Source organism: Myxacorys chilensis (assembly GCF_059505265.1).
The window spans coordinates 33,581-58,630 of the sequence record NZ_JCACKG010000197.1 but is presented as its reverse complement, the minus strand read 5'-3'; the positions used below and the strand labels follow the sequence as shown (position 1 = coordinate 58,630).

General features: G+C 49.4%; 24 protein-coding genes. 11 read left to right on the top strand and 13 right to left on the bottom strand.

All coding sequences use genetic code 11. The features are described 5' to 3' along the window. Positions 1–70: 70 nt before the first annotated feature. Complete coding sequence (locus tag AC5JLB_RS18560; protein WP_495875308.1) at positions 71–1,582, top strand: UbiD family decarboxylase; 1,512 nt, start codon at positions 71–73, stop codon at positions 1,580–1,582. A gap of 24 nt (positions 1,583–1,606) precedes the next feature. Here AC5JLB_RS18560 and AC5JLB_RS18555 read toward each other — a convergent pair whose 3' ends face one another. Next, positions 1,607–2,920 carry a homoserine dehydrogenase gene (locus tag AC5JLB_RS18555; RefSeq protein ID WP_495875307.1) on the bottom strand — a complete coding sequence of 438 codons (1,314 nt, stop codon included), beginning with the start codon at positions 2,918–2,920 and terminating at the stop codon, positions 1,607–1,609. Between the two features lie 143 nt (positions 2,921–3,063). Beyond that, the gene (locus AC5JLB_RS18550; protein WP_495875306.1) at positions 3,064–3,366 is read right to left on the bottom strand and encodes a hypothetical protein; all 303 of its coding nucleotides are present in this window, start codon (positions 3,364–3,366) and stop codon (positions 3,064–3,066) included. Between the two features lie 115 nt (positions 3,367–3,481). On the opposite strand from AC5JLB_RS18550, the gene AC5JLB_RS18545 reads away from it, so the two are divergent. Further along, on the top strand, positions 3,482–4,426 hold the full coding sequence (locus tag AC5JLB_RS18545; protein WP_495875305.1) for a ChaN family lipoprotein: 945 nt from the start codon (positions 3,482–3,484) through the stop codon (positions 4,424–4,426). On the opposite strand, the gene pgsA is transcribed toward AC5JLB_RS18545, so the two are convergent. The 3 genes from pgsA to AC5JLB_RS18530 form a co-directional block, all read right to left on the bottom strand. Next, entirely contained in the window at positions 4,417–5,004 is a 588-nt protein-coding gene (gene pgsA, locus AC5JLB_RS18540) for a CDP-diacylglycerol--glycerol-3-phosphate 3-phosphatidyltransferase (RefSeq protein ID WP_495875304.1), read from the bottom strand. The two genes, AC5JLB_RS18545 and pgsA, sit on opposite strands and share 10 nt — an antisense overlap. A 49-nt stretch (positions 5,005–5,053) precedes the next feature. Continuing rightward, positions 5,054–5,758: a sugar transferase gene (locus AC5JLB_RS18535; protein WP_495875303.1), complete on the bottom strand. Its 705-nt coding sequence runs from the start codon at positions 5,756–5,758 to the stop codon at positions 5,054–5,056. Positions 5,759–5,963: 205 nt separating this feature from the next. After that, positions 5,964–7,196, bottom strand: a complete 1,233-nt coding sequence (locus AC5JLB_RS18530; RefSeq protein WP_495875302.1) for a hypothetical protein — start codon at positions 7,194–7,196, stop codon at positions 5,964–5,966. 425 nt (positions 7,197–7,621) lie between these two features. Between AC5JLB_RS18530 and AC5JLB_RS18525 the strand changes: the two genes are divergently transcribed. Further along, positions 7,622–8,290, top strand: coding sequence for a Crp/Fnr family transcriptional regulator (locus AC5JLB_RS18525; RefSeq protein WP_495875301.1), 669 nt, complete (start codon positions 7,622–7,624; stop codon positions 8,288–8,290). Here the strand turns inward: AC5JLB_RS18525 and AC5JLB_RS18520 are convergent. After that, the gene (locus AC5JLB_RS18520) at positions 8,287–8,976 is read right to left on the bottom strand and encodes an MBL fold metallo-hydrolase (RefSeq protein WP_495875300.1); all 690 of its coding nucleotides are present in this window, start codon (positions 8,974–8,976) and stop codon (positions 8,287–8,289) included. The two genes, AC5JLB_RS18525 and AC5JLB_RS18520, sit on opposite strands and share 4 nt — an antisense overlap. Before the next feature lie 393 nt (positions 8,977–9,369). Between AC5JLB_RS18520 and AC5JLB_RS18515 the strand changes: the two genes are divergently transcribed. Genes AC5JLB_RS18515 through AC5JLB_RS18505 form a run of 3 tightly spaced genes read left to right on the top strand, consistent with a single transcriptional unit; the run spans position 9,370 to position 12,612 of the window. Further along, positions 9,370–10,884 carry a site-2 protease family protein gene (locus AC5JLB_RS18515; RefSeq protein WP_495875299.1) on the top strand — a complete coding sequence of 505 codons (1,515 nt, stop codon included), beginning with the start codon at positions 9,370–9,372 and terminating at the stop codon, positions 10,882–10,884. A 16-nt stretch (positions 10,885–10,900) separates the two neighbouring features. After that, complete coding sequence (locus AC5JLB_RS18510) at positions 10,901–12,187, top strand: ATP-binding protein (RefSeq protein WP_495875298.1); 1,287 nt, start codon at positions 10,901–10,903, stop codon at positions 12,185–12,187. Beyond that, on the top strand, positions 12,187–12,612 hold the full coding sequence (locus AC5JLB_RS18505; RefSeq protein ID WP_495875297.1) for an acyl-CoA thioesterase: 426 nt from the start codon (positions 12,187–12,189) through the stop codon (positions 12,610–12,612). The genes AC5JLB_RS18510 and AC5JLB_RS18505 overlap by 1 nt, the downstream gene beginning before the upstream one ends. A gap of 29 nt (positions 12,613–12,641) precedes the next feature. Here the strand turns inward: AC5JLB_RS18505 and AC5JLB_RS18500 are convergent, their stop codons facing one another. Genes AC5JLB_RS18500 through AC5JLB_RS18490 form a run of 3 tightly spaced genes read right to left on the bottom strand, consistent with a single transcriptional unit; the run spans position 12,642 to position 16,371 of the window. Continuing rightward, positions 12,642–13,307, bottom strand: a complete 666-nt coding sequence (locus AC5JLB_RS18500; RefSeq protein ID WP_495875296.1) for a pentapeptide repeat-containing protein — start codon at positions 13,305–13,307, stop codon at positions 12,642–12,644. Positions 13,308–13,350: 43 nt separating this feature from the next. Next, positions 13,351–14,754, bottom strand: coding sequence for a DICT sensory domain-containing protein (locus AC5JLB_RS18495; protein WP_495875295.1), 1,404 nt, complete (start codon positions 14,752–14,754; stop codon positions 13,351–13,353). A 51-nt stretch (positions 14,755–14,805) separates the two neighbouring features. Further along, the gene (locus tag AC5JLB_RS18490; RefSeq protein ID WP_495875294.1) at positions 14,806–16,371 is read right to left on the bottom strand and encodes a photosystem II high light acclimation radical SAM protein; all 1,566 of its coding nucleotides are present in this window, start codon (positions 16,369–16,371) and stop codon (positions 14,806–14,808) included. A 496-nt stretch (positions 16,372–16,867) separates the two neighbouring features. Here AC5JLB_RS18490 and AC5JLB_RS18485 point away from each other — a divergent pair, with 496 nt between their 5' ends. Together AC5JLB_RS18485 and AC5JLB_RS18480 are read left to right on the top strand one after the other, a co-directional pair. Continuing rightward, on the top strand, positions 16,868–17,179 hold the full coding sequence (locus AC5JLB_RS18485) for a DUF1830 domain-containing protein (RefSeq protein ID WP_495875293.1): 312 nt from the start codon (positions 16,868–16,870) through the stop codon (positions 17,177–17,179). A 217-nt stretch (positions 17,180–17,396) separates the two neighbouring features. After that, the gene (locus AC5JLB_RS18480; protein WP_495875292.1) at positions 17,397–17,822 is read left to right on the top strand and encodes a DUF4079 domain-containing protein; all 426 of its coding nucleotides are present in this window, start codon (positions 17,397–17,399) and stop codon (positions 17,820–17,822) included. Here AC5JLB_RS18480 and nadB read toward each other — a convergent pair. From nadB to AC5JLB_RS18460, 4 genes are all read right to left on the bottom strand, one after another. Beyond that, positions 17,819–19,474 carry an L-aspartate oxidase gene (nadB, locus tag AC5JLB_RS18475; RefSeq protein ID WP_495875291.1) on the bottom strand — a complete coding sequence of 552 codons (1,656 nt, stop codon included), beginning with the start codon at positions 19,472–19,474 and terminating at the stop codon, positions 17,819–17,821. The genes AC5JLB_RS18480 and nadB overlap by 4 nt on opposite strands. 149 nt (positions 19,475–19,623) lie before the next feature. Next, positions 19,624–20,064, bottom strand: a complete 441-nt coding sequence (gene psbU / locus AC5JLB_RS18470; protein ID WP_495875290.1) for a photosystem II complex extrinsic protein PsbU — start codon at positions 20,062–20,064, stop codon at positions 19,624–19,626. 163 nt (positions 20,065–20,227) lie between these two features. Then, the gene (locus tag AC5JLB_RS18465) at positions 20,228–21,229 is read right to left on the bottom strand and encodes an FHA domain-containing protein (protein ID WP_495875289.1); all 1,002 of its coding nucleotides are present in this window, start codon (positions 21,227–21,229) and stop codon (positions 20,228–20,230) included. A gap of 168 nt (positions 21,230–21,397) precedes the next feature. Further along, the gene (locus tag AC5JLB_RS18460) at positions 21,398–22,138 is read right to left on the bottom strand and encodes a DUF3120 domain-containing protein (protein WP_495875288.1); all 741 of its coding nucleotides are present in this window, start codon (positions 22,136–22,138) and stop codon (positions 21,398–21,400) included. A 226-nt stretch (positions 22,139–22,364) separates the two neighbouring features. On the opposite strand from AC5JLB_RS18460, the gene AC5JLB_RS18455 reads away from it, so the two are divergent. The 3 genes from AC5JLB_RS18455 (at position 22,365) to AC5JLB_RS18445 (ending at position 25,004) form a co-directional block, all read left to right on the top strand. Beyond that, positions 22,365–23,243 (top strand): undecaprenyl-diphosphate phosphatase, encoded by an 879-nt coding sequence (locus tag AC5JLB_RS18455; protein ID WP_495875287.1) that lies wholly within the window; start codon positions 22,365–22,367, stop codon positions 23,241–23,243. Positions 23,244–23,267: 24 nt separating this feature from the next. Further along, the gene (locus tag AC5JLB_RS18450; RefSeq protein ID WP_495875286.1) at positions 23,268–23,546 is read left to right on the top strand and encodes a hypothetical protein; all 279 of its coding nucleotides are present in this window, start codon (positions 23,268–23,270) and stop codon (positions 23,544–23,546) included. A gap of 72 nt (positions 23,547–23,618) precedes the next feature. Continuing rightward, positions 23,619–25,004: a TIGR03279 family radical SAM protein gene (locus AC5JLB_RS18445; RefSeq protein WP_495875285.1), complete on the top strand. Its 1,386-nt coding sequence runs from the start codon at positions 23,619–23,621 to the stop codon at positions 25,002–25,004. The last annotated feature ends 46 nt before the right edge of the window (positions 25,005–25,050 follow it).

The following is a 25,050-nucleotide window of genomic DNA, read 5'->3' as shown; positions in this document are numbered from 1 at the left end:
GGTTTGCAGAGCGTTGCAGAAGGCGTCCTCCCCTTCATAATGGAAAGAGAGATCTTTACATTGCTTCATCATGCCGAGAGACCTGCGGGGATTTATTAAACAGCTTGAAGAACGGGGACAACTGCGCCGGATTCGTACCTTAGTTGATCCCAATTTAGAGATCGCTGAGATTGCCAATCGGCTTCTGCGGCAGGGTGGTCCTGGCTTGCTGTTTGAAAATGTCAAAGGGTCGCCCTATCCGGTGGCAGTCAATTTGATGGGGACAGTGCAGCGCGTCTGCCTAGCAATGAATATGGAGGCTCCAGAAGAGCTTGAGGGGTTAGGAAAAAAACTGGCGCTGTTGTATCAGCCTCGTCCACCGAAAAAAATTTCTCAAGCGATCGATTTGGGTAAAGTCTTGTTCGACGTGCTGAAAGCAAAGCCCAGTAACGAATTTTTTCCGCCCTGTCATCAAGTCGTGCTAAAAGACGATGAGATTGATTTAACCCAATTACCGTTTCTGCGCGTTTATCCTGGCGATGCCGACAAGGTCGTGACGTTGGGACTCATGATTACTAAAGATCCCGAAACGAAGATTCCCAACGTCGGCGTCTACCGCTTGCAGTTGCAGTCTAGAAACACAATGACGGTGCAGTGGTTGTCGGTGCGGGGGGCAACGCGACATTTACGAAAAGCGGCGGAGCGGGGAGAAAAATTGGAGGTCGCGATCGCGCTTGGTGTTGACCCTCTCATCATCATGGCAGCCGCTACCCCGCTCCCGATTGATCTGTCAGAATGGCTGTTTGCCGGAATCTACGGCGGTTCAGGTGTGCATCTCACCAAGTGCAAAACCTTAGATTTAGAAGTGCCTGCCGATTCAGAAATGGTGTTTGAAGGCACGATTACGCCGGGAGAAACGGGGGTGGATGGTCCCGCAGGCGATCACATGGGCTATTACGGTGGCGTGAACGAGAACGCGCCCCTGATTCGGTTTCACTGCCTCACCCATCGCAAAAATCCAATTTATCTCACCACGTTTAGTGGTCGTCCGCCGAAAGAAGATGCGATGATGGCGATCGCGCTCAACCGCATTTACACCCCCATTCTCAGACAACAAGTTCCAGAGATTATCGATTTTTTCTTGCCGATGGAAGCGCTCAGCTATAAGGCAGCGGTGATTGCGATCGACAAAGCCTATCCCGGACAAGCCCGCCGCGCCGCCCTCGCCTTTTGGAGTGCATTGCCGCAGTTTACCTACACGAAGTTCGTGATTGTGGTTGATAAAGATATTAGTATCCGCGATCCGCGAGCGGTTGTGTGGGCAATTACTTCAAAAGTCGATCCGGCACGAGATGTGTTCATTCTGCCCGATAATCCGTTTGATTCTTTGGACTTTGCCACTGAAAAACAGGGGTTAGGCAGTCGCATGGGCATTGATGCGACGACAAAAGTCTATCCCGAAACCGATCGCGTCTGGGGTGAACCGTTAGTGTCTGATCCAGACACAGCCGCCTTAGTCGAGCGGCGATGGGCAGAATACGGACTCGCGGATCTCCAACTCGGTGAGGTCGATCCAAATCTGTTTGGTTATGACGTGAAATAAAGCACTCCTGTAGAATCAGCTCTGCTACAGAACTCGCAAGACACTAGCAACGGTCGCGATCGCAGGCATGGCGCGAATTTCCTCTAACGCTTTGCGGAAGTTGCCTTCTTGCACATCATGGGTAACGACGACAATTTCTGCAAAGTCATCTCTCATGCCCGCTTGCACAACCGATTCAAGACTCACTTCATGATCTCCAAAGCAGGTGCCCAGCTTGCCGATTACGCCAGGATAATCTTTAGTGAGAAAGCGAGCATAGAAGCGAGTCACCAAATCCTCCATTGGCGCGATCTCGCAATAGTACTGATGCGAACAGGCAAGCAGCGGATCGAGTAACGGCTTGCCATCTGCCTTTATGTCTCCATGTCCAACTTTTAGCAAGGCGGCAATATTCAAAACGTCAGATACCACGGCGCTTGCTGTCGGACCTGCCCCCGCCCCGCGTCCATAAAACATCACCTGTCCGATCGGGTCACCCTCAATCAAAATCGCGTTGTAGACATCATTTACGCTCGCAAGCGGATGAGCCTTGGGTACTAACGTCGGATGGACTCGCACTTCTAGCTCGTCAGTTGTTTCAGAAGCTCGTTTTGCGATCGCAAGTAGCTTAATCACAAACCCCAGTTTCTCGGCATACGCAATGTCCACAGCGCTAACATGTCGAATGCCTTCACAATGCACTTCGGGCAGCTTGATTCGTCCCCCAAACGCAAGAGACGCCAAAATCGCAATTTTGTCAGCAGCATCCAATCCATCAATATCGGCAGTGGGGTCTGCTTCGGCATAGCCAAGATTCTGTGCGTCTGCCAAAATGTCAGCAAAATCGCCGCCTTCAAGCTGCATTCGGGTCAGAATATAATTTGTTGTGCCGTTGACGATGCCAATGACGGTATTCAGCCGATTGGCGCACAACGACTGCTTTAACGGCTCAATGACAGGAATGCCGCCGCCGACTGCTGCTTCTAGCAGAACATAGACACCTGCTTCGGCAGCCGCCGTAAAAATTTCATCACCAAACCGGGCGATCGCGGCTTTATTAGCCGTAACAACATGCTTGCCATGCTGGATCGCTCTGAGAATCAGCGATCGCGCAGGCTCTAACCCGCCAATCACTTCTACAACAATGTCGATTTCGGGATCGGTGACGATTGATTCTAAATCAGTAGTCAGAATGTCGGTAGGAAGCGTAACGTTGCGGAGTTTATCTAGCGATCGTACGCCGACTTTGTGAATCACCAAATCTTGCAGCAACGAATGACGCTGAGCCGGATTTTGCAAAATCTCGACCGTTCCCGCGCCCACTGTTCCCAATCCCAATAAACCGACCTTAAACGTCACGGCTTTTCCTCATCATGACTGCTCTTCAATTCTATTGGACTTTCGCCCCTCAACTCTGAGTGATCCTCTAGAACGAAGTACGCCAATAAAAAAGCGATCTGCCTTTGCAAACCGCTCAAACTCAAACTCATAGGATTAGTCAGTTATTTTGGAAGGTCAACTCGCTCCCCGTCTTTGCCTTCGTAATACATGGGTGGCTCGACTGCAAAGTTGTCGATTTGCCCCGATTCGGTAATTACGTAACCATCTGTTGTTTTAAGATCGGTGTCTTCTTCTTGGGCAGCAGCAGCTATAAGCTCATGCTCGTTCTGCTCAACGTCGACTCCCGACGGAATTCGTTCATCTGCCGGATTCACATCTGTCGTTTGTGCAGTTTGCACAGCCCATTGATCGCCTGCGGCTCCTTTTCCTGGCTGTGCAGCTTTGGGATCAGAATTTTCACTCATAAGTATTTCCCTGGTTTGTAGCGATTTAATGTTTATGACAGTAGCGTGGACGCAGCGATCCATGATTCCTTCATGAGACATAGGATCAGTCACCACAAGGTAGAAAACGCTGGACATGTCAAAGTACAACTTCTCGAACTCCCCAGTACATAAGACACGAGCATCTTTAATACTTTGGGCATGGTCACTCGGATTACTGCTGCTGTGGAGTTCTCCGGCTGCTGCAGAACCTGTTCTGCTGACTTCTGGATCGGCTCAAGTGTCGGTTAGTACTCCTGATGCAAAAAAACTCGCTCCCCAATCTGTTCTTGACACTTTAGCCCAGCAAGATGTTGTGTATTTGGGAGAAACCCACGATCGCGCAGCAGACCATCGCGCTCAGCTAGACATTCTTCAGGCGTTACAGAAGCGATCGTCTGGTTCTAGAAAGCAAGCGATCGCGCTAGAGATGTTTCAGCGCCCCTACCAGGTGGCTCTCGATCGCTATCTTGCTGGAAGCATCAGCGAGCCAGATCTCCAGCGTCTAAGCGAATACGAAAAACGATGGGGCTACCCTTGGGACTATTACGCCCCAATCTTGCGCTTTGCGAAAGAGCAGTCTCTGCCCCTTATTGCGCTGAATACTCCGTCAGAAGTGACTCGCAAAGTCGCGCGATTGGGGCTTCAAAGTTTGACGCCTGCTGAGCGCCAGTACATCCCTCCCCTCTCTGAAATTCGGACTGACTCGAATGCTTATCGTGAGCGGATGCGGCAAATTTACGAAGAAATTCACCACAGTAAAACGAATAGTCGTCAGTTTGAGACATTTTTTCAGGCGCAAGTGCTGTGGGATGAAACGATGGCAGATCGAATTAGTCACTTTCTGAATGACAACCCCACTGCCCAAATCATTGTTTTGGTTGGGCAAGGGCATTTGATATACGGCGACGGAATTCCTAGTCGGGTAGCTCGACGGCAAGGAAAGGATTTGAAACAATCGGTCGTTCTAATTAATCCACCCGAAGACCTCCAAAGCGAAACTAATCCACCTGCTGCTGATTATTTTTGGAATCAGCCGTGATTTTGGGGCAATAAGTAAATTGCGCCAGAAATCCAAGTTAAGGCAACAGAAATCCAAAAGGCGATCAGACTTGAGAGTTGCCAAGACGCAGGTAGCGGTGCAATGAGGAGCGCGATCGCGACAATCTGGCTAACGGTCTTCAGCTTACCCCAAAAATTCGCACCTTGCACCGACTGCTGGAGGTTAGGATCAACTCGCCACCCTGCGATCGTCAATTCCCGCGCCAAAATCAAAAACACGCCCCATGCGGGGATCTGCCCCAACTGGACTAAAGCGACTAGCGGCGCTAAAACCAGCAGCTTATCGACCAACGGATCGAGAAATTTTCCTAAATCAGTTATTTGATTGAGCCGTCGCGCCAAATAGCCATCGAGCCAGTCTGTCCCGGCTGCCAGGAGGAACACGCCAACCATAATCCAACGCTCTTCTAAGCTTGGAGCCTGCAGCCCATATAGCAAAATTGGGACACCAAGGAGACGAGACACAGTAATCCAAGTCGGCAGATTCATAAACTTAGCGCCAATAGCATCGCCCTCCAGCATAAAAAAAATGGGATAGTCCTGAAAGGATAATCCCATTTTAGAAAGCTCAAGGAGTACTACAAATAACAGCAAAAAGAAACTCTAGTTAACAAGCCCCATGCTTATTGAGGACAACCTGAATTGTCTTCAGAATCAACTTTAGGTCATAAACAACTGACCATTTGCGCTGATAATCTAAATCCATCTCAACAATATCTTCAAAATCGGATACGTTCGAGCGTCCGTTTGCTTGCCACTCGCCTGTAATGCCTGGTTTAACATTTAAGCGCTGCCAATGGTAAGCACTGTACCGACTGACCTCATCTACTGTGGGAGGACGAGTTCCAACTAAACTCATTTCTCCTCTCAAAACATTCCAGAATTGTGGCAATTCATCTAGACTGGTTCGCCGCAAAATCTTGCCAACGCGGGTAATGCGCGGGTCGTCTTTGCTCTTAAAAATGTTGCCCTTGGCTTCGTTTTTGACCGTATGCTTCAACTGTTCAGCATTGGTGATCATTGAGCGAAACTTCCAGATGCGAAAGGGTTGACCTCCCACCCCACACCGGGTTTGACAGTAGAAAATTGAACCGGGATTGTCGAGTTGAATTGCGATCGCAATTGGAACAGCAATAATGGCAGTGATTGTGAGTCCAACGAGAGCGCCTGTAATATCAATCAGCCGCTTTAACTTGCTCTGAACTGAAGGATGGAGATCTTCAGCCACCAACAATTGTGAATTTAGGCTTGCGTCCTGGGCAGGTTCGCGCACGGTAGGAGGATGAACGGAGGGGATATCGATAGTAATCACAGAATTACGCTGCTACTTGCATTCAATCTTGATCTCTATCCGCTAATATATTCGGCTCCTGTGGGTCTGTGCTAGACGAACGGGCGTCTTTTGCCTAATCTTTGAACTGCCTCTAAGTTGTGTAAAGTTCAGGTGTTTTACAAGGATGTACGACGCTTTTCTATCTATTGGATTACGACAATTTTCCGTCTATTTGATATAAGCGCTATTGTTCTGACTCAGAGCGCTCTTCTTCTACAAACAGGTTGTCTATTCCTTCTAGGCTGAAAATAGATTGAGCCTCTTTTGCGATGGAAGGTGGTTGCGCTGATTCGGGTGACGACCCTGCTTTGGGCGGATAGGATGCTTTGAGCGAGGACTCTGGAAGATTGGCGGACTGAGATGGTGACGGTAACTTCGGAAGAGCAATGCGGGGTACGGTTTCTATAGAATTGCGCTCTGTGCTATTTGTCTGCGTTTTTTGACGCTCTGATAGGGTCGCGGGGTCGCCCAACGTAGCACTAGGCTGAGCGCGAGAAAGGGCTTCTGGGCTGACGGTCAGCCGATCGAGTAGCTCAGTTAAGGTGTGGATTGTGTCTGGCTCACTGGTGTTTGGTTCCCTGGCAGACTCCTGCTCTGTTCCGGTTGCAGGCTGGAGCTCCATTCCGGCATAGGGCAACGCGATCGCGCGTTCTTGAGAATGCGGCTGGACTGGAGCCGGATCTGATGCTTCAAGCGTTTCTGCCTGAGCCTCCTCATCTAACGCCGCGCTTGCTTCTGCTAAAGAACTCAGATCGTCTGAGTCAGGAAACTCGCCAGGACGCAGGTAAGATGAGGCGTCTCGACCCAACTGCTCGGCTAAACGCCCGAGTAGCCCCGAAAACATCACTTCACTTTGCCGTCCTAGGGTATGAAGGTTATCGAGACCGTGAGAGAGGGAATCTTGATAGGCTTGCATATCGCGTTGTAGCGAATCAAACACGACACGCAGAGTCGTGTCTAAATTAGTAATCACTTGATCTGCTCGGTCGTGAACCAAGTCCAATTGGGCGATCGTTTCAGGAGCAGACCGTGAAGCGATCGTTTGCTCTTGAAGATAGTCATCTCGCCGCGCTTCAAGCTGCCGAATTTCGCGAAGTAATGCTGTGCGTTGCTGCATCAAGGTAGAAACTTCATTGTGCAACGGTCGCAGCACGCTTAATCTCATTTCTTGCATTTCCTGCACCACAGACTGCATCACGTCTTGGGCATTCTCAGTTGAGACTAAAGCGGGTGGTAAATTTAAGGTGGGAATGGGCTTGACCAAACATTGATGCAAAAAATGGCGTACCCGTTTCAAGGCTTGACGAAGTTGGTCAGTCTGAGAGCTAGACCCCCAAGAGAATTTTGGACTGGGCTGTTGGAGAACCCGATCGATGTCACGTATCAGCGCTTGAATCTGGTCTTTCTGAGCAGTCACAGCAAAAATCCTTGATAAAAAGTTGATAAAACACGAGGTGATTCAGCTACAAACCGCCACCTCTGACTTGACCTAGAATAATTTTTACCTCACCTACGTAAAACAAATACTGGATTGTTTCTAAAATACAAAGTCTTTATTGGAAAAGTCTTGATTCTGGGTGAATTGCTTGGGTAAACATGTCGTTACGTAAACCCTAGTCCTCAAACTCGTTCTCAATTCTAGAGAACGTCTAAAATATCACCAGATTAAGGCAACAAGGTTCCTGCTCGCGTTGCGGTTTTCCCTGAATCAGGGAATGCTGAAAATACATAGTAATGTTCAAGGTCAGCTCAGGCCGGATAGAACCTCTGCTTGTTTGAAATGACTGCATCGTTTAGAACAGCGTCCCAATGGAAGATTGGCATAACTTTCGCGACACTAGTATGAGTGCATCGATTCGCACGGCTCCCTTCTTTGAAGGGTTGTCTGATGGGGTGGTGGACAAAGCGATCGCGCATGTAGTGATGCGGGCGCATCCCGCTAATCAGGTGATTTTGCTCGAAAACGATTGGGGTAGCTCAGTTTATTTTATTTTGAGTGGGTGGGTGAAGATTCGGACGTACAACCTAGACGGCAAAGAAGTCACGCTCAATATTTTGGGTAAGGGAGAGCTATTTGGAGAAATGGCTCCTTTAGATGAAGTACCGCGCTCGACGGATGTGATCACGCTTGCTCCAACAGTGATTGGCAATATGCCCGCTCAAGATTTTGTGCAGCTTCTCAACACAGAACCCCAGTCTGGAATCCGATTATCTCAGTTGATGGCTCGACGGCTGAGGCAGGTCAATCGTCGGCTCCGGTTGCGGGAGTCAGATAGCACATCACGAGTTGCTGACATTTTGCTGTTTCTCGCCGATGGTCAGGGGAAGCGCAGCGAGAACGGAACTGAGATTCCAAATCTGCCTCACCGGGAACTCAGCAGCCTTAGTGGATTGGCACGAGAAACGGTGACGCGGGTGTTAAGCAAGCTAGAAAAGAAAGGCTTGATTGTGCGCGATCGTGACATTCTCTGCATCCCCGACACGCACGCCTTAGAACGAATGATGATCTAGAGCAGCGGCACAGTCGTGAGGCAGGCGTCTAAATCGAGGTGCGCCAGTTTCACGTAGGCTTGGTCGATCGCAGATTTTCCTCGCAAAAATCCGATGCTTGCACCAGGGCAGATAAAATTCAGCGTTTCCGGCGTGAATTGATCCAATAGCGATCGCACGTGACGAATTTGGCGCTTCCAATGAAACGTTTTTGCGGTTCTAAGAGGCGCGGGATGGCCTTGGCGATCGCTCAGCAAGTGTCGCCCCGAAAATAGCACGCCACTACAAGCATTGAGGTATAGGCAAGAGGATCCTGGAGAATGTCCGGGAGTCCAGAGGGCGCGAGTATCAGAGCTTAGAGCAAGTTCTTGCTGAAACGGTGTTAGAGCTAACCCTGGCAGCAAGTAAGCTTCCTGTTCTTGAATGAACACTTCACACTGCAAGGCGTGCTGAATTTCGCTCACTTTGCCGATGCCGCCGCGGTGAGTGAGAAAGAGCGATCGTACGCCGCCTTGAGCATTCAAAAACTGCTGATTTGCCTCATCCCAGGCAGGACAATCAATCAGAATGTTTCCCTCTTTTTCTACAATGAGATAAGCGGTTCCTCCCAGTGTGTCACGATTAGGAGGAAAGGCGTAAATAGTAGTGTGAGGACAGGATAGCTCGAAGTCATCCAGCACACGGCGGGGTTGCTTTAGGGAAGGCACAGCAGCTCAGAAGTATAAAGAAAGGACTGGCGTTTCAGTGAGGCGATCAAGCTAGATCCGTGAGAGGTGCAACTAATTTGCCCTCATCCCAACCCTTTTGCCGGAGGAGAAGGGCTTTCAGATACGTTCTGGTTCTCTCTCCTGTGGGAGAAGGCTAAGGTGAGGGTAGCTCTAACAGACATCCAAGAAGTCGCACATTGGATTAGATCCTGAGAAGTGCCCTTGCTGATTGTGCCAGATTGTTTCGCAAAGATGTGAAAAGCGTCTGTTTTAATTGGCTTGGCTATTTCATTCCATCGTTAACTCGTTGATGATATGTTTAAGTTTTTCTGAGGTTCGTGCAGTCTTTTCTAACACGGCGCATGTTCAGCAAATTCACTGCCTCCTAAGCGCATGATCTGGTTACTGCTACTTGGGTTAATCACCTATTTTGTTGTGCAGCGGGTGAGTGGTATCACTCGCACTCCCGTTTGGCTCTTGTGGCTAGTAGCGATGATGCCTGCGCTGATCCTGGGAGCGTGGGCGATCGCGCATCGAGGTCAAGGCATGATGCCAAGAGAACTCGTGATCGCGCTGTTCGTTGGCTGCCTGGTGCTCTACGTATTTTTAATTCGATGGGGACGAATTGCAAAGCCTGTGCAAACGCCTCGGAGTGATTCTGCCCTCGATCCGATCACCCCGCAACCGTTAAACCTTCCCGAACCAACGCCAGAAATTCAAGCAGAGCAACCGTTACGCCCGATTACCCAAGATGAAGAAGATCGGCTGCAAGGGTGTTTTCTATGGTCAATATATTATCTGCAGCATATTGAATATCGGCCCCAAGCGGTGATCTGTCGGGGCAAGCTCCGGGCGTCGCCAGAAATTGCCTATCGAACCGTTCGGGAGAACATTGAGGCTCAGTTTAGCGATCGCTTCTACGTCGTTTTTCAAGAAGGGCATCGCACCGATCCGTTTTTTGCTCTCGTTCCCAATCCCTACTCCCAAGTTAAAAAGCCTCAAACCGATCCGTTCTTGTCTGGCGCTAGAAGAAAGCTGGTACGTCCTGGCATTGCTTCTGGATTGGCAGTGGTAACGCTGATTACAACCGTCTTAGCGGGGCTGCAAATGGCAGGTCGCGTGATTTCTAGCCCATTGGTGTTGATCGATGGGTTGCCCTATGCCATACCCGTGATGACGTTTTTTGCCCTGCGAGGAATCGGGTACTTTCTGACGACTCGGAAGTATAAAATTGCTGCCACATTGCCGTATTTTATTCCCGTGATTCCATTGTCGTTTTTTCCACTCGGAACCGTTGGGGCATTCATTCAGATTCGATCGCCGATTCCAGATCGCAAGGCATTGTTTGATGTTGGAGCCGTTGGTGCGATGCTGGGATTATGTGTCAGCATTCCACTTTTGGCGTGGGGATTGACGCAATCGGAAGTTGTGGGACTCTCACAACGCGCTGGCATCTTTGACTTCTACGCGCTCAATCCTCGGTTTTCGATCGTGTTTTCGCTCTTGAGTAAGCTTGCCTTTGGCAGTGATTTTGTCGCGCAGACAGCGATCAAGCCTCATCCATTTGCGATCGCGGGCTGGATCGGCTTACTGTTCACAGCTTTTAATCTCATGCCAGTCGGACAGCTTGATGGCGGACGCATGATTCACGCTATGTTTGGGCAGCGCACCGGAGCGTTTATCGGTCAAATTGCGCGTTTTTTGCTGCTGGCGTTCTCGGTTGTGCAGCCTCATCTACTGGTGTGGGCGATTCTCTTGCTGTTGCTGCCTGCTATGGATGAACCCGCGCTGAATGATGTTACAGAAATCGATAGCTTTCGGGATGCCGTTGGACTGGCCTTACTGACGGTCTTAATTTTGATTATTTTGCCAACTCCCAAATTTCTGATGAACTGGTTGCAAATTTAATTGAGCGAAGGATTTCATGACTAAAAAGACGGGTTCAGCCCAAGACTTGTATGCTCGTTGTCTGTCGCTGCTAATTTATCGGGAGGTGTTTCATGATGAAGTCGGGCAAGCGTTTCTAGCGTTGCTAAAAGCGGCCTCGCAGCAAGACCAGCTAGAGGTTGTTCAAGCGTATGGCAATTGGTTTTCTGCGATCGCTCACACGGGTCAAGGCTGGCAAGATTATTTGCTCAATCGAATGGTAAGTGTCGCAAATGCGTTTAGTCGAACCATTCAAACCACACCTCCAGAAGCGTTGCCGCCCGCTTTGGTTGATGCGATCGCGCATGATCTGCGAATTTTGCAACAAATCTATCAGTGTTCGACGGCTCAAATGGCGCAATGGGTCAGCGATCAGACGCCTGCTTGGTCGGATCATCTCCTCTACCCAAAAGCTTCACGGCAGAGGAGAATTGTTCAATTTAGCACTGACTTAGAGTTGCTGATTGATTGGGCGGCCGCCATTCCTGACTTGGCAGAGTTTTATCAGACCTTTGGAACGGGAATGGTGGCTCAGTACTCGGCGTTTCGATGGCAGAACGGGCAATTGAACGCGATCGCGCATCCTGATCCTCTCTTGATTGATTCTCTCGTTGGCTACGAAACTCAGCGAGATACGCTGGTCAAAAACACAGAATTTCTATTGGCTGGGTTGCCTGCGCTACATATTCTGCTATATGGAAGCCGTGGATCAGGGAAATCATCGCTTGTGAAGTCGTTGCTACACCAGTATGACAACCTGCGGTTGATCGAAGTTGGCAAATCTGAACTGAAGGATTTGTCGATGATCGTCGAGCAGTTGCGCAATTTGCCTCAGAAATTTATTATCTTCGTCGATGACTTATCGTTTGAAGAAGATAACGACGCCTATAAAGCGCTAAAAGTTGTATTAGAGGGCAACCTCACCGCAAGACCTCAGAATGTCGTGGTGTATGCCACTTCCAATCGCCGCCACTTGATTCGAGAATTTTTCGATGAGCGTCCTCGCCCTAAAGACGCCGATGAAATTCACCATTGGGATACAGTTCAGGAGAAATTGTCGTTTAGCGATCGCTTTGGGCTAACGCTCACCTTTGAACCTGCTGATCAAACCACTTATCTGAACATTGTTCGCCATCTGGCCGAGCAAGCCCAGGTTTTAATCAGTTCGGAAGAGTTAGAATTTCAGGCGTTGCAGTGGGCAACACGGCACAACGGGCGATCGGGGAGAACGGCTCGACAGTTTATTGACTTTCTCAAAGCAGATTTAACGCTGAGTCATTCCTAATGTCTTTTACGTACCCTCGGACCATTCGATTTCAAGAAACCGATGCGGCAGGAGTCGTCTACTTTGCAAATCTGTTGTCGATTTGTCATGAAGCCTATGAAGCGTCTCTCATCGAGTCAGGCATTGAGGCGCGACGATTTTTTGGCAAAAGTGAAGTGGCTGTGCCAATTGTTCATGCCAATGTAGATTTTCTAAAGCCGATGTACTGCGGCGATCGCATCTCACTCCAACTCACGCCTACTCAGATCAATGATTCCACGTTTGAAATTCGGTATAACGTGTTCTTCGCGGCTTCAGAATTGAATGAGAATCGTCTCGTGAGTAAAGCTCTAACGCGGCATGTTTGTATCGATCCCCAAACCAAAACTCGAAAAGCCCTTTCCTCTGAGCTTTTAAACTGGTTAGAGCAGACACGTTCTCAATAGACTAGTCCTCAACAGACTTTAGAGAAGGATCAGCCGATCGATTTGGAAGTTACGGGTCTTTGTGCCTGATCTAAAACGGTTCCGACTAGACACGCGCTTGAAAGATTTACTCCTTCAAGATTCGCGTCTTGTAACTCAGCACAGAGAAGATTTGCGCCTGCCAAGTTTGCGCCTGCCAAGTTTGCGCCTTGCAAATCGGCTTCCTCCAAATTAGCTTCACTCAGCACTGCGCCTTGTAAATCGGCTTGGGATAAATTTGCGCCGTGGAGGTTGACACCAGTTAGATTTGCTCCGCGCAAGTCGGCTCCGCGCAAGTCAACCCCTTGAAGACTAACGCCAATCAGGTTCGCGCCGCTTAAAAATGCACCCGCTAAGGTTGCACGGGTCAAGCGGGCACGCATGAGATTTGCACCTCGTAAGTTACTGCCGCGCAGGTCTGCTTCAGTCAGGTTCGCTTGCATGAGATTTGCACCAATCAGGGAGGATCGCAGGTCAGCCCCAACACATTGACAGCCAATGAGGTTAGACCCCTCGAGCGAAGCTCCTGATAATTTTGCGCCCGATAAATCTGCGCCCGATAGCCTAGCACCCGCGAAATTAACGCCAGTGAGATCAGCGTTCGATAAATCCTCATCCTGTAAGTCTGCGCCTGCTAACTGTCTGAGCTTACCTGAGCGAATTGCTTGGAGATCCATAAATCATTGAGGGTGAAGGGTTGAGAAGGGGAATGGGTGAGGGTTAGGACACGACCTGAGTTGCATCTAAACTGGCTAAGTCCAGCAAATCGTCATTGGAATGGGAATCTAGCAGCCACATGCCCGCCGCAATTTTTGGCAGATTGACAGAAAGATTCATCCCTTGTTGCATCGCGCTGACCAGTAGCGACAGCGCTTCAACGAGCTTTGGATCCCAGCGATCGCTCGCTTCGGCTTGACAAGCCGCAAACGCATCGGACAACGCTGCTTCAGGGCGAGCATGATCTTCGCTTGAGCGAGCATCCGCGACCCGTTGCTGAAATGCTACTAACAGCCCTAAAATTCTGGACTCTAACGGAATTTCGTCTCCCGCAAGTCCAGCAGGCAGTCCCTGACCGTTCCACCATTCCGACTCGTGAGTAATAATGGTTGCGATCGCTTTCAGTCGCTGCATGGTTCGCAGAATTTGCGCTCCCGGCACGATCGGGCAACAAGGCGCAGGCTGGTCGTCAGAATAATGACCAAAACTCCCTGGACTAAGAACGCTATCAGATTGCAAGAAGCCCAACCGATGCAATAGCCCCGCTAACCGCAGTCGATTCATCTGCCACACGGGAAGATCCAATACCTGTCCCATCGCCTCGGCGAGGGTCGCGACTTCGGCGGCGGCCATTGGATTGCTGATGTCGGTTTGGTCGATTAGCTGCGCCAATCTCAAAAAGGCTTGAAGCTCATTTGAGACTAAGTTGTTATCTAATCCTTCCTGATAGCGATCGAGATGCTGTTGACCCGTTTGCAGATAATCGACAACTTTAGAGACAGCAGTATAGACTTCGTCGCGATCGCGCGTTTGAGCTTCCGCGGTAATGGCCTTCACCTGTGACCGCAACGAGTTGGCTAGGTCGGAGTTGTAGGAATCAATGTGAGCGATCGCAATCTCGACCGTTTCCCGAACCAGTTCTGCCTCAAACGTCCAGAACCCGTAAAACTTACGCTCTAAATCGTCGTCGGGCACTCCCTGAGCGCCGTAATCTTCCTCGGAAATCTCCTGACAGAGCACCATTGCGGTATAGGTTGGCCCAAAGATGATCAGATGCCATTCTTGCGCGACTGGATCGCTCTTTTCTAGCGCAACCAAATCCACATTCGCTTTTTGGCTGGTCGGATGTTCAGCAAAGCCCGTATCAGGCGATGCCAAAATCGCGACGTGCTGAGCCTGATCGGCGAGTTCGGCATAGCGATCAGCTTCTTCGAGATACCATTTCCCTCGCTGAAAGGCGGTGACTACAAGCGGCGCACTACTGCACGTCAGAATGCAGTCCTCAAGGGCATGACACAGCGAAACAAGTGTATTTTTGTAATACACCCCAAAATTTAAGGGACGCTTCCCTCCGTGTTCGGGCTGGTGAGCGAGTTTCAGATCTTGCAGAATTGAGCCTTCCAACATAAGAGCGATATAGGTAAGAGTTCAAAACGGAAATCTTGGGTCTTGCTAAATTTAACTGGCACCGACGAGTTCAGCTTTTGCGATCGGCGCAGTTAAGGCTTCTTCTAAATCAGCTTGCCCTAGTTTTGCTTCTAGAATGCTCATCACTTCGCGCCCAAAATCGTTGGGGTTGCGTTGCCAAGCTTCTAGGCAAACTCGCCCAAAAAAGGAGCCTAGCGGTTCTGGATTCCACAGCAGTTTTCTGACCGTCCACGGTTTTACGTTCATCGGGTCGTATCCGGGCTGAAGAATATCGTTTTTGAAAGCATACTCTTCCAGATGCGTGTGGGGCTGCAATCCGATGAAGAAAATGGCAGGCTCTACTTTATCTGCCCCAAAAATGCGCTCTAGCTCACGGTGGTAAGCGATCGTTTGACGAATAGTTTCCGGTCGCTCATCAATCACGTTAAACGAATAGTTCACCGATACCACATCATTAAATCCAGCCGCCTTCAAGTCGCGACAGTTCTCTAAAACTGTCCGCAGATTGTACCCCATCCGCATTTTGCGGACAAGCTCTTGGGAACCGCTCGTGATACCGATTTCAAAGTAGTTCATCCCGGTCTTGACCATCAGATCGCACAGTTCTGGCGTCAGATTGTCAGCGCGAATATAGGCTGCCCAATGAATATCCTTCATTCCTGCATCTAGAACCTTTTGCAGTAGTTCTACTGCGTCGTCAATATATCGTTTCGCTGGAATAAATTGAGCGTCTGTAAACCAAAAATTCCGAATGCCGCGATCGTAGAGTTGCTGCATTTCCTTCACGACTTCATCGGCGGGGTTAATCCGCACTTGCTTGCCTTCAATGACGGTGTAGATGCAGTAGCAGCAGTTGTGCGGACAGCCGCGTTTTGTCTGAACCCCAATGTAAAAGTCTTCCGACTGAAAGTAGTACTCGAAGTCCCTCCAGATCGACTGGATGTAATTGTAGTCGCAGGCGCTTTTCTCAATCGGAGTCGGAAACTCGTGAATCATGCGATCGCGCGGTTTCGTCTCACCCACAACATAGCAGCGCTCATCTAGAAAACTTTGTCCCCGCAGCAGCTTCTCTAGCAGCGTCTCCCCTTCACCCACTGAAACGATCGTGCCTTTAGGCAGCGTTCTGCTAATTTGCTCATAGAACACACTAACTGCACCGCCGCCCACAACGACTCGCGCTTCAGGACGGTAGCGCTTGGCTCGCTTAACGCCCCGCTTAATCAAGCCTAGATTCCGCCATAGTTCTCCGTAGTACCCTGACGCAATGCGAAGCAAACCCAGTGCCCCTCGAATTTTGAGCAGAGGATTACGAGCGTAATAATACTCAAACGTATACTGAAGCGGATTTCCACCCCGACCACCGACTGGCGCATAGATTTGAATATCTCGCCAAGAGTAAACCAGCAGCGTCGGCTTAAAGTCATCAATACAGGCATCGAGTGCCGAGGCATAATCTAACGGCGGAATTGTGCCCAAATCAAGGATTTGCTGCGCGACGTTTGGAAACTGTTTATGAACGTGGTCGGCAAGATAAACTGCGCCAATTGGGAAGATGGGGTTGCAGGGCAGGCGAACGTAGAGAATCCGAGTTTCCATGACAGCGTTACCAAATAAAAATGCTTGCGTCTCCAAACCGCCTAACCTTGGATCGGCAGTTGTAAAGCCCGCTTGTATCTCACGATTCTGAAAGCTTTTTCACATAACTTTACGATATCATTCACACCAGAACTCTGCATCGTTTTTTGGGAAACTTGCGACTTTGGAGGTCGAATTTAGTAGGTGGAGGTCTTTTGCGCCTGACGTGCAAGGTGTGCCGTTCATTGCTTTTTTAGCGTTCTAGGCCTCAATAAAGTGCTTTTCTGGGCGGCTTGCACCAAATGTAAACAGAAAGATACATTAGTTAATGCACGAATTCTTAATCTAAATAAACAGAAATCTATCCTTCGATAGGACAAGGCGTACGGCTCTATCCTGAGAAAGATTTTTGAATAGGAAAATCGGTTGGTAATCGTGTTTACAGTTGTCCAAAATCCCAGAGTGTTAGTGTTCGATTACTAAACTCACTCCATACACAAAAGGTGTCATTTTGATCATGGCTCAGATTCTTGACCCAATTCCTTCTGATAGCTCGGATTACGTGGTCTGTTGCTATGTAAATGCAACGAGCCAAATTCAGATCGCTCGAATTACAAATATCGCAAACTGGTATTTCGAGCGAGTTGTTTTTCCGGGGCAACGGCTGATGTTTGAAGCCCTGCCTGAAGCTCATCTAGAGATTCACTCCGGTATGATGGCAAGTGCGATTCTGTCTGATACCATTCCATGCTCGACCTTGTGTTTGCAAAGCGTTCAAGAGATTGAGGCTGAAGCAGCGTCTTCTACTGTCTTAAGCTCTGCTGAGTAACGCATAGTTTTGAGCCGAAAATACTAAGAAAAAATAAATAAAACGCTTGATATTACCGCGAAATGATTTAGTGCAAAAGCATCTGTTTCTGTCGCAACAAAAGCATCCAAGCCATGTATAAAGAACAAGTGTTAAGGGTGAAGAGCAGCCACGAGGGGAAAGTTGCTGCTCTTTTTTCTAAAACACTAAAATAAGGCTTTGCTTTGGGATTAACATTTTGGACTTGCCATCATTTCTTTGGCTGTGGAAAATTGCGGCTTGGGCCATGGGACTCGCGATCGCAGCCTACCTTCTTCAAGCGGTCACCGGATTCAGCTTTCTTATCTTCCGTCCGTCTATTCAGCCCCAGTGGCTACGCCCGCTACATGTTGTCACCGGTGTTGCGATCGCACTGCTGATTTTGGTGCTGCTCGCAATTGGCGTTGTTGGTACATTAGGGCACTACGGCAGCTTAGGGCATTCGTCTCACTTGTTCTCAGGCTTAACCGTGGTTGAACTGGTCTTTCTATCGGCTTGGAGTGCTGCCCAAATTCGCACTCGTCCGTGGGCGCGATCCGTTCATCTCATCGCGAATGTTCTGCTCTGCATTGGCTTAGTCTGGGCGTCGATCACCGGTTGGGAAGTGGTTCAGAAGTACCTCTAGAAAATTTCTGAAGTAACAGACGACGTTCGCCAAGATCCAAATTGGACGATCGTATGCACTTGCCACTCTGAAATGGTGTCAGGATAGTCTGATCGATAATGCCCGCCTCGGCTTTCGGTGCGGAACTTTGCGCTTCTCAGAATTAAATCTGCAATTTCTAATAAGTTGTGCAGCTCACCCCAATCACGGCAGATCTGATCCGCATCGGGCACCTCGAACCGAAAAGAGTGATGCGGAGTGAGATTGAGTAAAGTTTGACTCAGAGCAAGGGCGCGAAAGTCAGTTTGCCAAGCCTGAACTTGCGCGATCGCAGCGTCTAAGTTTTTTTCATCACGACAAATTCCGGCCCCTTGCCATACGACGCGCGGCAACTCTAGCCGCATCGCCTGAATTTTCTCAAGGTCAGAGGATTTTGGCGGTTGAACCGATTCATCGCAGGACTGATCGCCTAGTTCAGGCAAGTCTTCCAACGCTAGTTGAGCAAATTGCGCGCCAAATACCAAGCATTCCAACAGTGAATTACTCGCCAGCCGATTCGCGCCATGCACTCCGGTACTTGCCGTTTCACCAACCGCGTATAGCCGAGCGATCGACGTTTGATTGGTCAAATCGGCATTGATACCGCCCATCCAGTAGTGTGCTGCCGGAGCTACTGGAATCGGGTCTTGAAAGACATCGATGCCCCAGCGTTGACACATCCCAATAATATTGGGGAAACGGTGCTGAATCGTTTTGGCTGGAATCGGACGCAAATCTAACCAAACATTTGCCGACGCTGGATCGGGTTCTGTCTTCTGCAAATGGCTAAAGATGGCACGACTGACTACATCTCTAGGCGCTAGCTCTCCAGCAGGATGATAATCAAACGCAAAGCGATGTCCGACGCGATCAACGAGATGCGCTCCTTCGCCTCGAACGGCTTCACTAATGAGAAACCGAGGCGCACTGGGTTGAGTAAGTGCCGTTGGGTGAAATTGAACAAATTCTAAATCGCGGAGAATGGCTCCGGCCCGATGAGCGATCGCTACCCCATCGCCCGTACTAACCGCAGGATTGGTCGTTTGTGCGAACACCTGTCCGCCGCCGCCTGTCGCAAGAATGACAGCCCGCGATCGCACCCAGTGCAGCCGTTCTCCATAGAACACGCTCACCCCCTGACACACCTGACCGTCTAGCCACAGATCCAGCACAAACGCTTGCGATAAAACCTGAATGTTTTTCCGGCTAAGAACCTGTTCGGCAAGCCGACTCACCACCGCTCGACCTGTAGTATCTGCCGCATGGAGCACTCGGCGGCGCGAATGCGCAGCTTCTAGCGTCAAAGCCAGGTCAGGTCCACGCCGATCAAATCCCACGCCTAGAGCAACTAAGTCATGAATACACTCCGACGCGTTCTCCACCAAAAACTTCACCGCATCATAGTCACACAGTCCAACCCCTGCTTTCAGCGTGTCTTGAACATGCAATTCCGTTGAGTCTTGAGGATCGATGACCGCCGCAATGCCGCCTTGTGCCCAATCGCTAGCAGATCGAGATACTTCATCTTTCGTAATTAACCCGACTCGATACTGTTGCGGCAAACACAGTGCGGTGTAAAGCCCAGCCGCACCCGCTCCTACGACAAGAACATCAAACTGAGGAAGGGAGTTCACAGGAGAGACCGTCATGTAAAGAATTAGAGATAAAAAACGCTCCCCACGGTTGAGCCAGCATTGCGGCTTGGATCAAACCTTTAGATGGAGAGCGAAAATTTACAGACGAAGAACACGTAATGTTTATTTAGTTCAGAATACCTAGCACCTTAACGGTATACACCGTTGTTAATGCGGTCTTGACCTTCAACTAGTTCCTTCGTAACTTCTGTGACGGTGAAATTGTCTAGATTGTCTTCCAAAACGGCTTTCTGTTGAGCCGTCAAACCAGGGATATCGAGAACATCTTCTACACTTTCGTAGGGAGCATTCTTAACGATCAGTCCTGCGATCGTTGGATACAAGCCCTTATACTGGCGGAAGTAGCGAACATTGGTGTTGTTCAGATCAAGCTTCCGTCCAAACGAGGTGGATAGTTTATCAGACACCACATTTCTCAGTTCTTCGGCGGTTGGGGCTGCCAACAACGTCGAAGAGTGCAACATCACGCCAGGATGACCGAGATTTGCTGCCATTGCGCTCTGTGAAACCCATCCTAAACAGCTAACCATTACCGCTAGAGTGGCAAAAAAGCGAATCAAACCTTTCATGTTAATGTTTCCCTCCCAATTCAATCGAGCAAACGCGCTACACAGCTTTTATTAGAGACTAGCATTTTCGGGTTCCACTCGGATGAAGAAGTTCGGGAAATGCGGTAAGAGGGGAGCAAAGAGAATCACTGCTACGAGTTGTACGATCGCTCACCAGAATGCATCAGCTGTATTCGGTTATGTCAGCTTTGCCGCCAAGAAAGCCGTCCAAATCCATGAAGGAGCAGGCGTAAGTGGGCGTGGGCGTGTCGTAGCCTTTAAGCTCCACGGTGTAAGGATCGAAAATATCGCAGCCACCGACGAGACGGGAGGCATGCTGATAGGTCGTTTCTCCGATCGCAATATCCATCCCAATTTGTTTAGTTGCCGACTCTAAGCGAAACGCCGCATTCACCGTGTCGCCCAACGCTGTGTAATCGGGACGGTCTCCACTGCCAGTGTTGCCAACCATGGCAAACCCGGTGTTGATTCCGGCCCCAATTCTGAGCGGAAAAGGCAGGGGATATTGACCGTATAAGCTGTTGGTCATTTTGTGTAGTGCATTGACCGCTTGGAAAATTTGCAGCGTTTCGTCACGACTCACGCCTTCGGTGCCATGCGTCCACACGGCCATTACTGCATCGCCGATATATTTATCGACCCAACTTCCGTACTCTCGAATAATGTCTCCCGCACGACGAAACCACGTTCCGATCACTTCCGATAGAATTTTCTCGTCTAGCTGACGTGTCAGCCCTGTAAAATCGCGGATATCGACTACTAAAACGGAAATAAGGCTCCGTACATGCAAAGTGGCGGTTGCTGTAAAATCCTTAGAGTCAGTTTCTAGAGAAGAATGCGAAGGACTGACTGGACAATGAAATTCTAGTTCGGTTTGCCCAAAGGTAATACGATCGCTGTTGCGAAGCGTGACCGGAATGCTGACTCTGCGACCATTCACAAACGATCCATTGCGACTGCCAAGATCGATTAAGTAAAACTCGCCTGTTTCCATCGATTGCAACATGGCGTGATTGCGCGAGATCCAGCGATCGCTAATCACGAAATTATTATCTTCGCTTCGTCCAAACGTCCAGCAGTTGCCGTTGACCAACGGCAGTCGGCGGACTTCAGCATCGGTATGCAGAACTAAATGGGGAGCGGGTTGTAGAGTCACCACAGGCATTCAAGGGGCACACATCATTCGTTTCTATGATGCATATTGACACACTAAAAGGTTTCAGTGGTAGCGCTTGGAATTCTACAACAAGAAATGTTTGTTGCTCAGTAATGTCCGAGTTTTTAGCAAAGACTTTAATTTTGTCTCCGGGAAATCCCCCGCCTTAATCGCGTTCTAGGCAAATAGCGCGGCAACCCAGAAGAGGCTATCTACAAAAATAGTGGCTAGGACGGCACCGCTAAATGCAAACCAATGCAGAGTTCTGAGCCTGAATGAAAAGATACCCACGCTCAGTAGTACAGTCGCTAGGGCAATCACCCAAGTAAGCCCCCAGGGAGTATTCATTTGTACTAAAGCCTGCTGAAAAATGGGTCGCACTGCCTCTGGTTCGACCTGCATTAGTTGTTTCCAGTAGGGAATCAAATCAGCAATATAGAAGTAGATGTCAGTGACGACCGTACCAAAGAGTGAGCCGAGGTAAAAGAAGTTGCCAATTTTGCACCAATTCTGAGTGATGCCCCACAAGGCGATCGGTAGCGCGATCGCTTCGATCGGCAGATGAAGTCCTGGTTCCCAGCGAAACCATCCCCAGTAGAGCGATCCGGCTAACCATGTCCAGGTAAAGCCTGTCAGCAAGTCGCCCCACATCCGCGTCTTAGGCTGGGAGGCAAGCGTGATGCTAAGCCACACCCAGAATCCGGTCAGCGCTAAGCTCAGAAAGGGCAGCGATCGCACCAGCGGCGCTTCAAAGAAGACTGGAACAGATACCAGGAACGCCGCCCCGCCAAACATGGAGAGAGCAGCAGAGAGCTGAGACGCTGGCGAAACGGGGGTTTCTAGAACTAAAGGGCTAGACACCGAGCGTTGAGCTATCTCGGTATCTGGATAAAAGGCAGAATTGGGTGGCGATGACAACAATGGATTCTTAATTCTGATTAATTTTATTTACGTTACTTAACATTACCACATCAATTTAGAGGGCTGGGGCTAAGAAATCGTAAATCATGCTTAAGGCAGGGTATCCCCCCCCTGGGCATCATAATTTATCCTAGCGGAAATTCCTGAGCGCGATCGCATTCTCTAGAAAAACAAAGTGTTAAGGTACTCAAGAGCAAGCAGCTAACCCAAAGGACGATCATTCATGAACTGGCTTCAACTCGCTCCCCTGCCGGATCTCATCGCTCAGACAGAGCCGACGACTGGACTTATAGCCATCATTCAGGGTGTGATTCTCGGTCTTGTACAAGGGATTACTGAGTTTCTTCCAATTAGCAGTACGGCTCACCTATTGATTTTTAGCGATATTTTCGGTTGGAAAGCGGTTTGGACAAAAGAAGCAACGGATGCAATCCAGTTTGGCAGTGTGATCGCGGTTGTGATGTATTTTCGGAAAGACATCCAGCAGATTTTGACAGGCGCGATCGTGGCGTTTCAAACCAAAGATTGGCAGCGCGAAGAGTGGAAGATTTTAGTCGGCATTATTGTTGGAACGATTCCCGCCCTAGCAGCAGGATTATTCATTAAGAAAGTTCTCAATGTATCGTTTGAGAGTCCGCTGCTGATTGCGATTATGTCGATTGTTATGTCGCTCTTATTGGCTTTGGCAGAGAAAATAGGCAGCCGCAAGCGTGGCTTTGACAATCTTCAGGTGAGCGATGGATTTTTAGTGGGTCTCGGTCAGATGGTGGCCCTACTTCCGGGAGCCTCGCGATCGGGCTCGACCTTGACAGCCGCCTTGTTTTTAGGACTAGAACGCAGTACTGCGGCTCGGTTTTCATTCTTACTTGGCATTCCAGCACTAACCATCGCCACGTTAATTCAGGGCAAAGATGCGTTAGCTCAGCCAGCAATGTTGATTCCTCTGTTAGTCGGAACAGCCTCTGCCTTTGTGTTTTCCTATCTCTCGATCGCGTGGTTGCTCAAATTCTTGCAGCGTCAGAGTACTTGGGTGTTTGTCTGGTATCGACTCGCGTTGGGCGTGACGTTGTTGATTGCGATCGCATCTCATACATTGAAGTAGGACACTGAAATTACCACCTGTTTAATGACTGACGATCCGAGAGGGCAGGCGCTAGAAAATTTGAAGTGGCGAGCGGAATGGCTGTTTGAGCGATACGCCTCGCTGTTGCCGAGCATGAACGAATTTATGACCGAAAGCGCTCGGCTGCACGTTGCAACCCGAGTGGCTGAATTAAGAGATGCTCTCAGAAATTCTGAGGTTCCGATCGAAGAAGTTCAGCAACGGTTCAAACGGCTCGATAGTAATTTGTTCGTCATTCGTAACTCAGTCATCGTGGATGATCTGGGTGATTTGCTGCGATAACAGCGTGAAGCGCACCTAACCTACTTCCCCCTTGATAGACTGGAGGTTCAATTCCTTAGCCCGTTCCAATTCATGAGTGAAGCTTCGATTCGTCCTGCCTTAATTACTGCCGTTTTGCCAGGGTCGATTGCAGAAGAAATCGGCTTTGAGGCAGGCGATCGCGTCGTTTCCATCAACGGTCAAAAGCCCCGCGATTTAATTGACTACCAATTCTTGTGTGCAGACGAAATTTTAGACTTGGAAGTGCTAGACACGAAAGGCAACGTGCATCAGGTCGAAATTGAGAAAGACTACGACGAAGACTTAGGACTAGAGTTTGAAAACGCGCTGTTTGACGGACTGATTCAGTGTACCAATCGCTGTCCGTTCTGTTTTATTGATCAGCAGCCTCCAGGCAAACGAGAAAGTCTCTATTTCAAAGACGATGACTATCGCCTCAGCTTTCTCTACGGCAGTTATCTGACTCTGACAAATTTGCCCCAGCACGAATGGGATCGAATTGAGCAGATGCGCCTCTCTCCGCTGTATGTTTCGGTTCATGCTACAGAACCAGAGGTCAGAAGCCGTCTGCTCAAAAATCCTCGGGCTGGACACCTGATGCAGCAGTTGGAATGGTTTCAATCGCGGCGGTTGCAAATTCATGCTCAAGTGGTTCTTTGCCCTGGCATTAATGACGGTGACCACTTGACCCGCACATTGCTCGATTTAGCTCAGTTTCATCAAGGTGACGTGCCGACTGTAACATCAGTGGCTGTCGTTCCGGTGGGTCTGACGCGCTTTCGCCCGACCGAAGATGAGTTAGTTCCGGTGACTCGTGAGAAAGCCCGAGAAGCGATCGCGCAAATTGAAGCCTTGCAAGCCCAGTTTCGTCAGAGCTTTGGCTCGACCTTCGCCTGGCTTGCCGATGAGTGGTTTTTGATTGCGGGTCAAGAGGTTCCTCCTGAATCGCACTACGAAGATTATCCCCAAATTGGGAATGGAGTTGGCTCAATTCGGCTGTTCTTGAAGGAGTTTGGGAGAGCGGCAGAACGGTTGCCTCAAAAAATTGAGCAGTCCTATCAATTTAGTTGGATTGTTGGAAATGCGGTCGAGTTGGCTTTTGAGCCGCTCGTTCAACGTCTCAATCAAGTTGAGAATCTAACCGTCAACATGATCGCCATTAACAGCGAATATTGGGGACAAACCATGACTGTCACTGGGTTGTTAACGGGTCAAGATATTCTACAAGCATTGCAAGGAGAGAATTTAGGAGACGGGATTTTATTACCTTCGGTGATGCTCAAACATGATGCCACGGTCTTTCTGGACGATATGAAGGTAGAAGAGCTTGCACAACAGCTAAATACTAAGATTTGGATTGTTCAAGACGTGGATCAGTTGATTGAAACCTGTTGTGACCCAAGCGCTGAAGCTAGCTATGCCGCGCCTCAGCAAGTCTGCACTGCAAGTAACTACTGAGTAATTTACTCAGTGTCTAGATGATTGGAGCGCGCCGGAGCGCTTT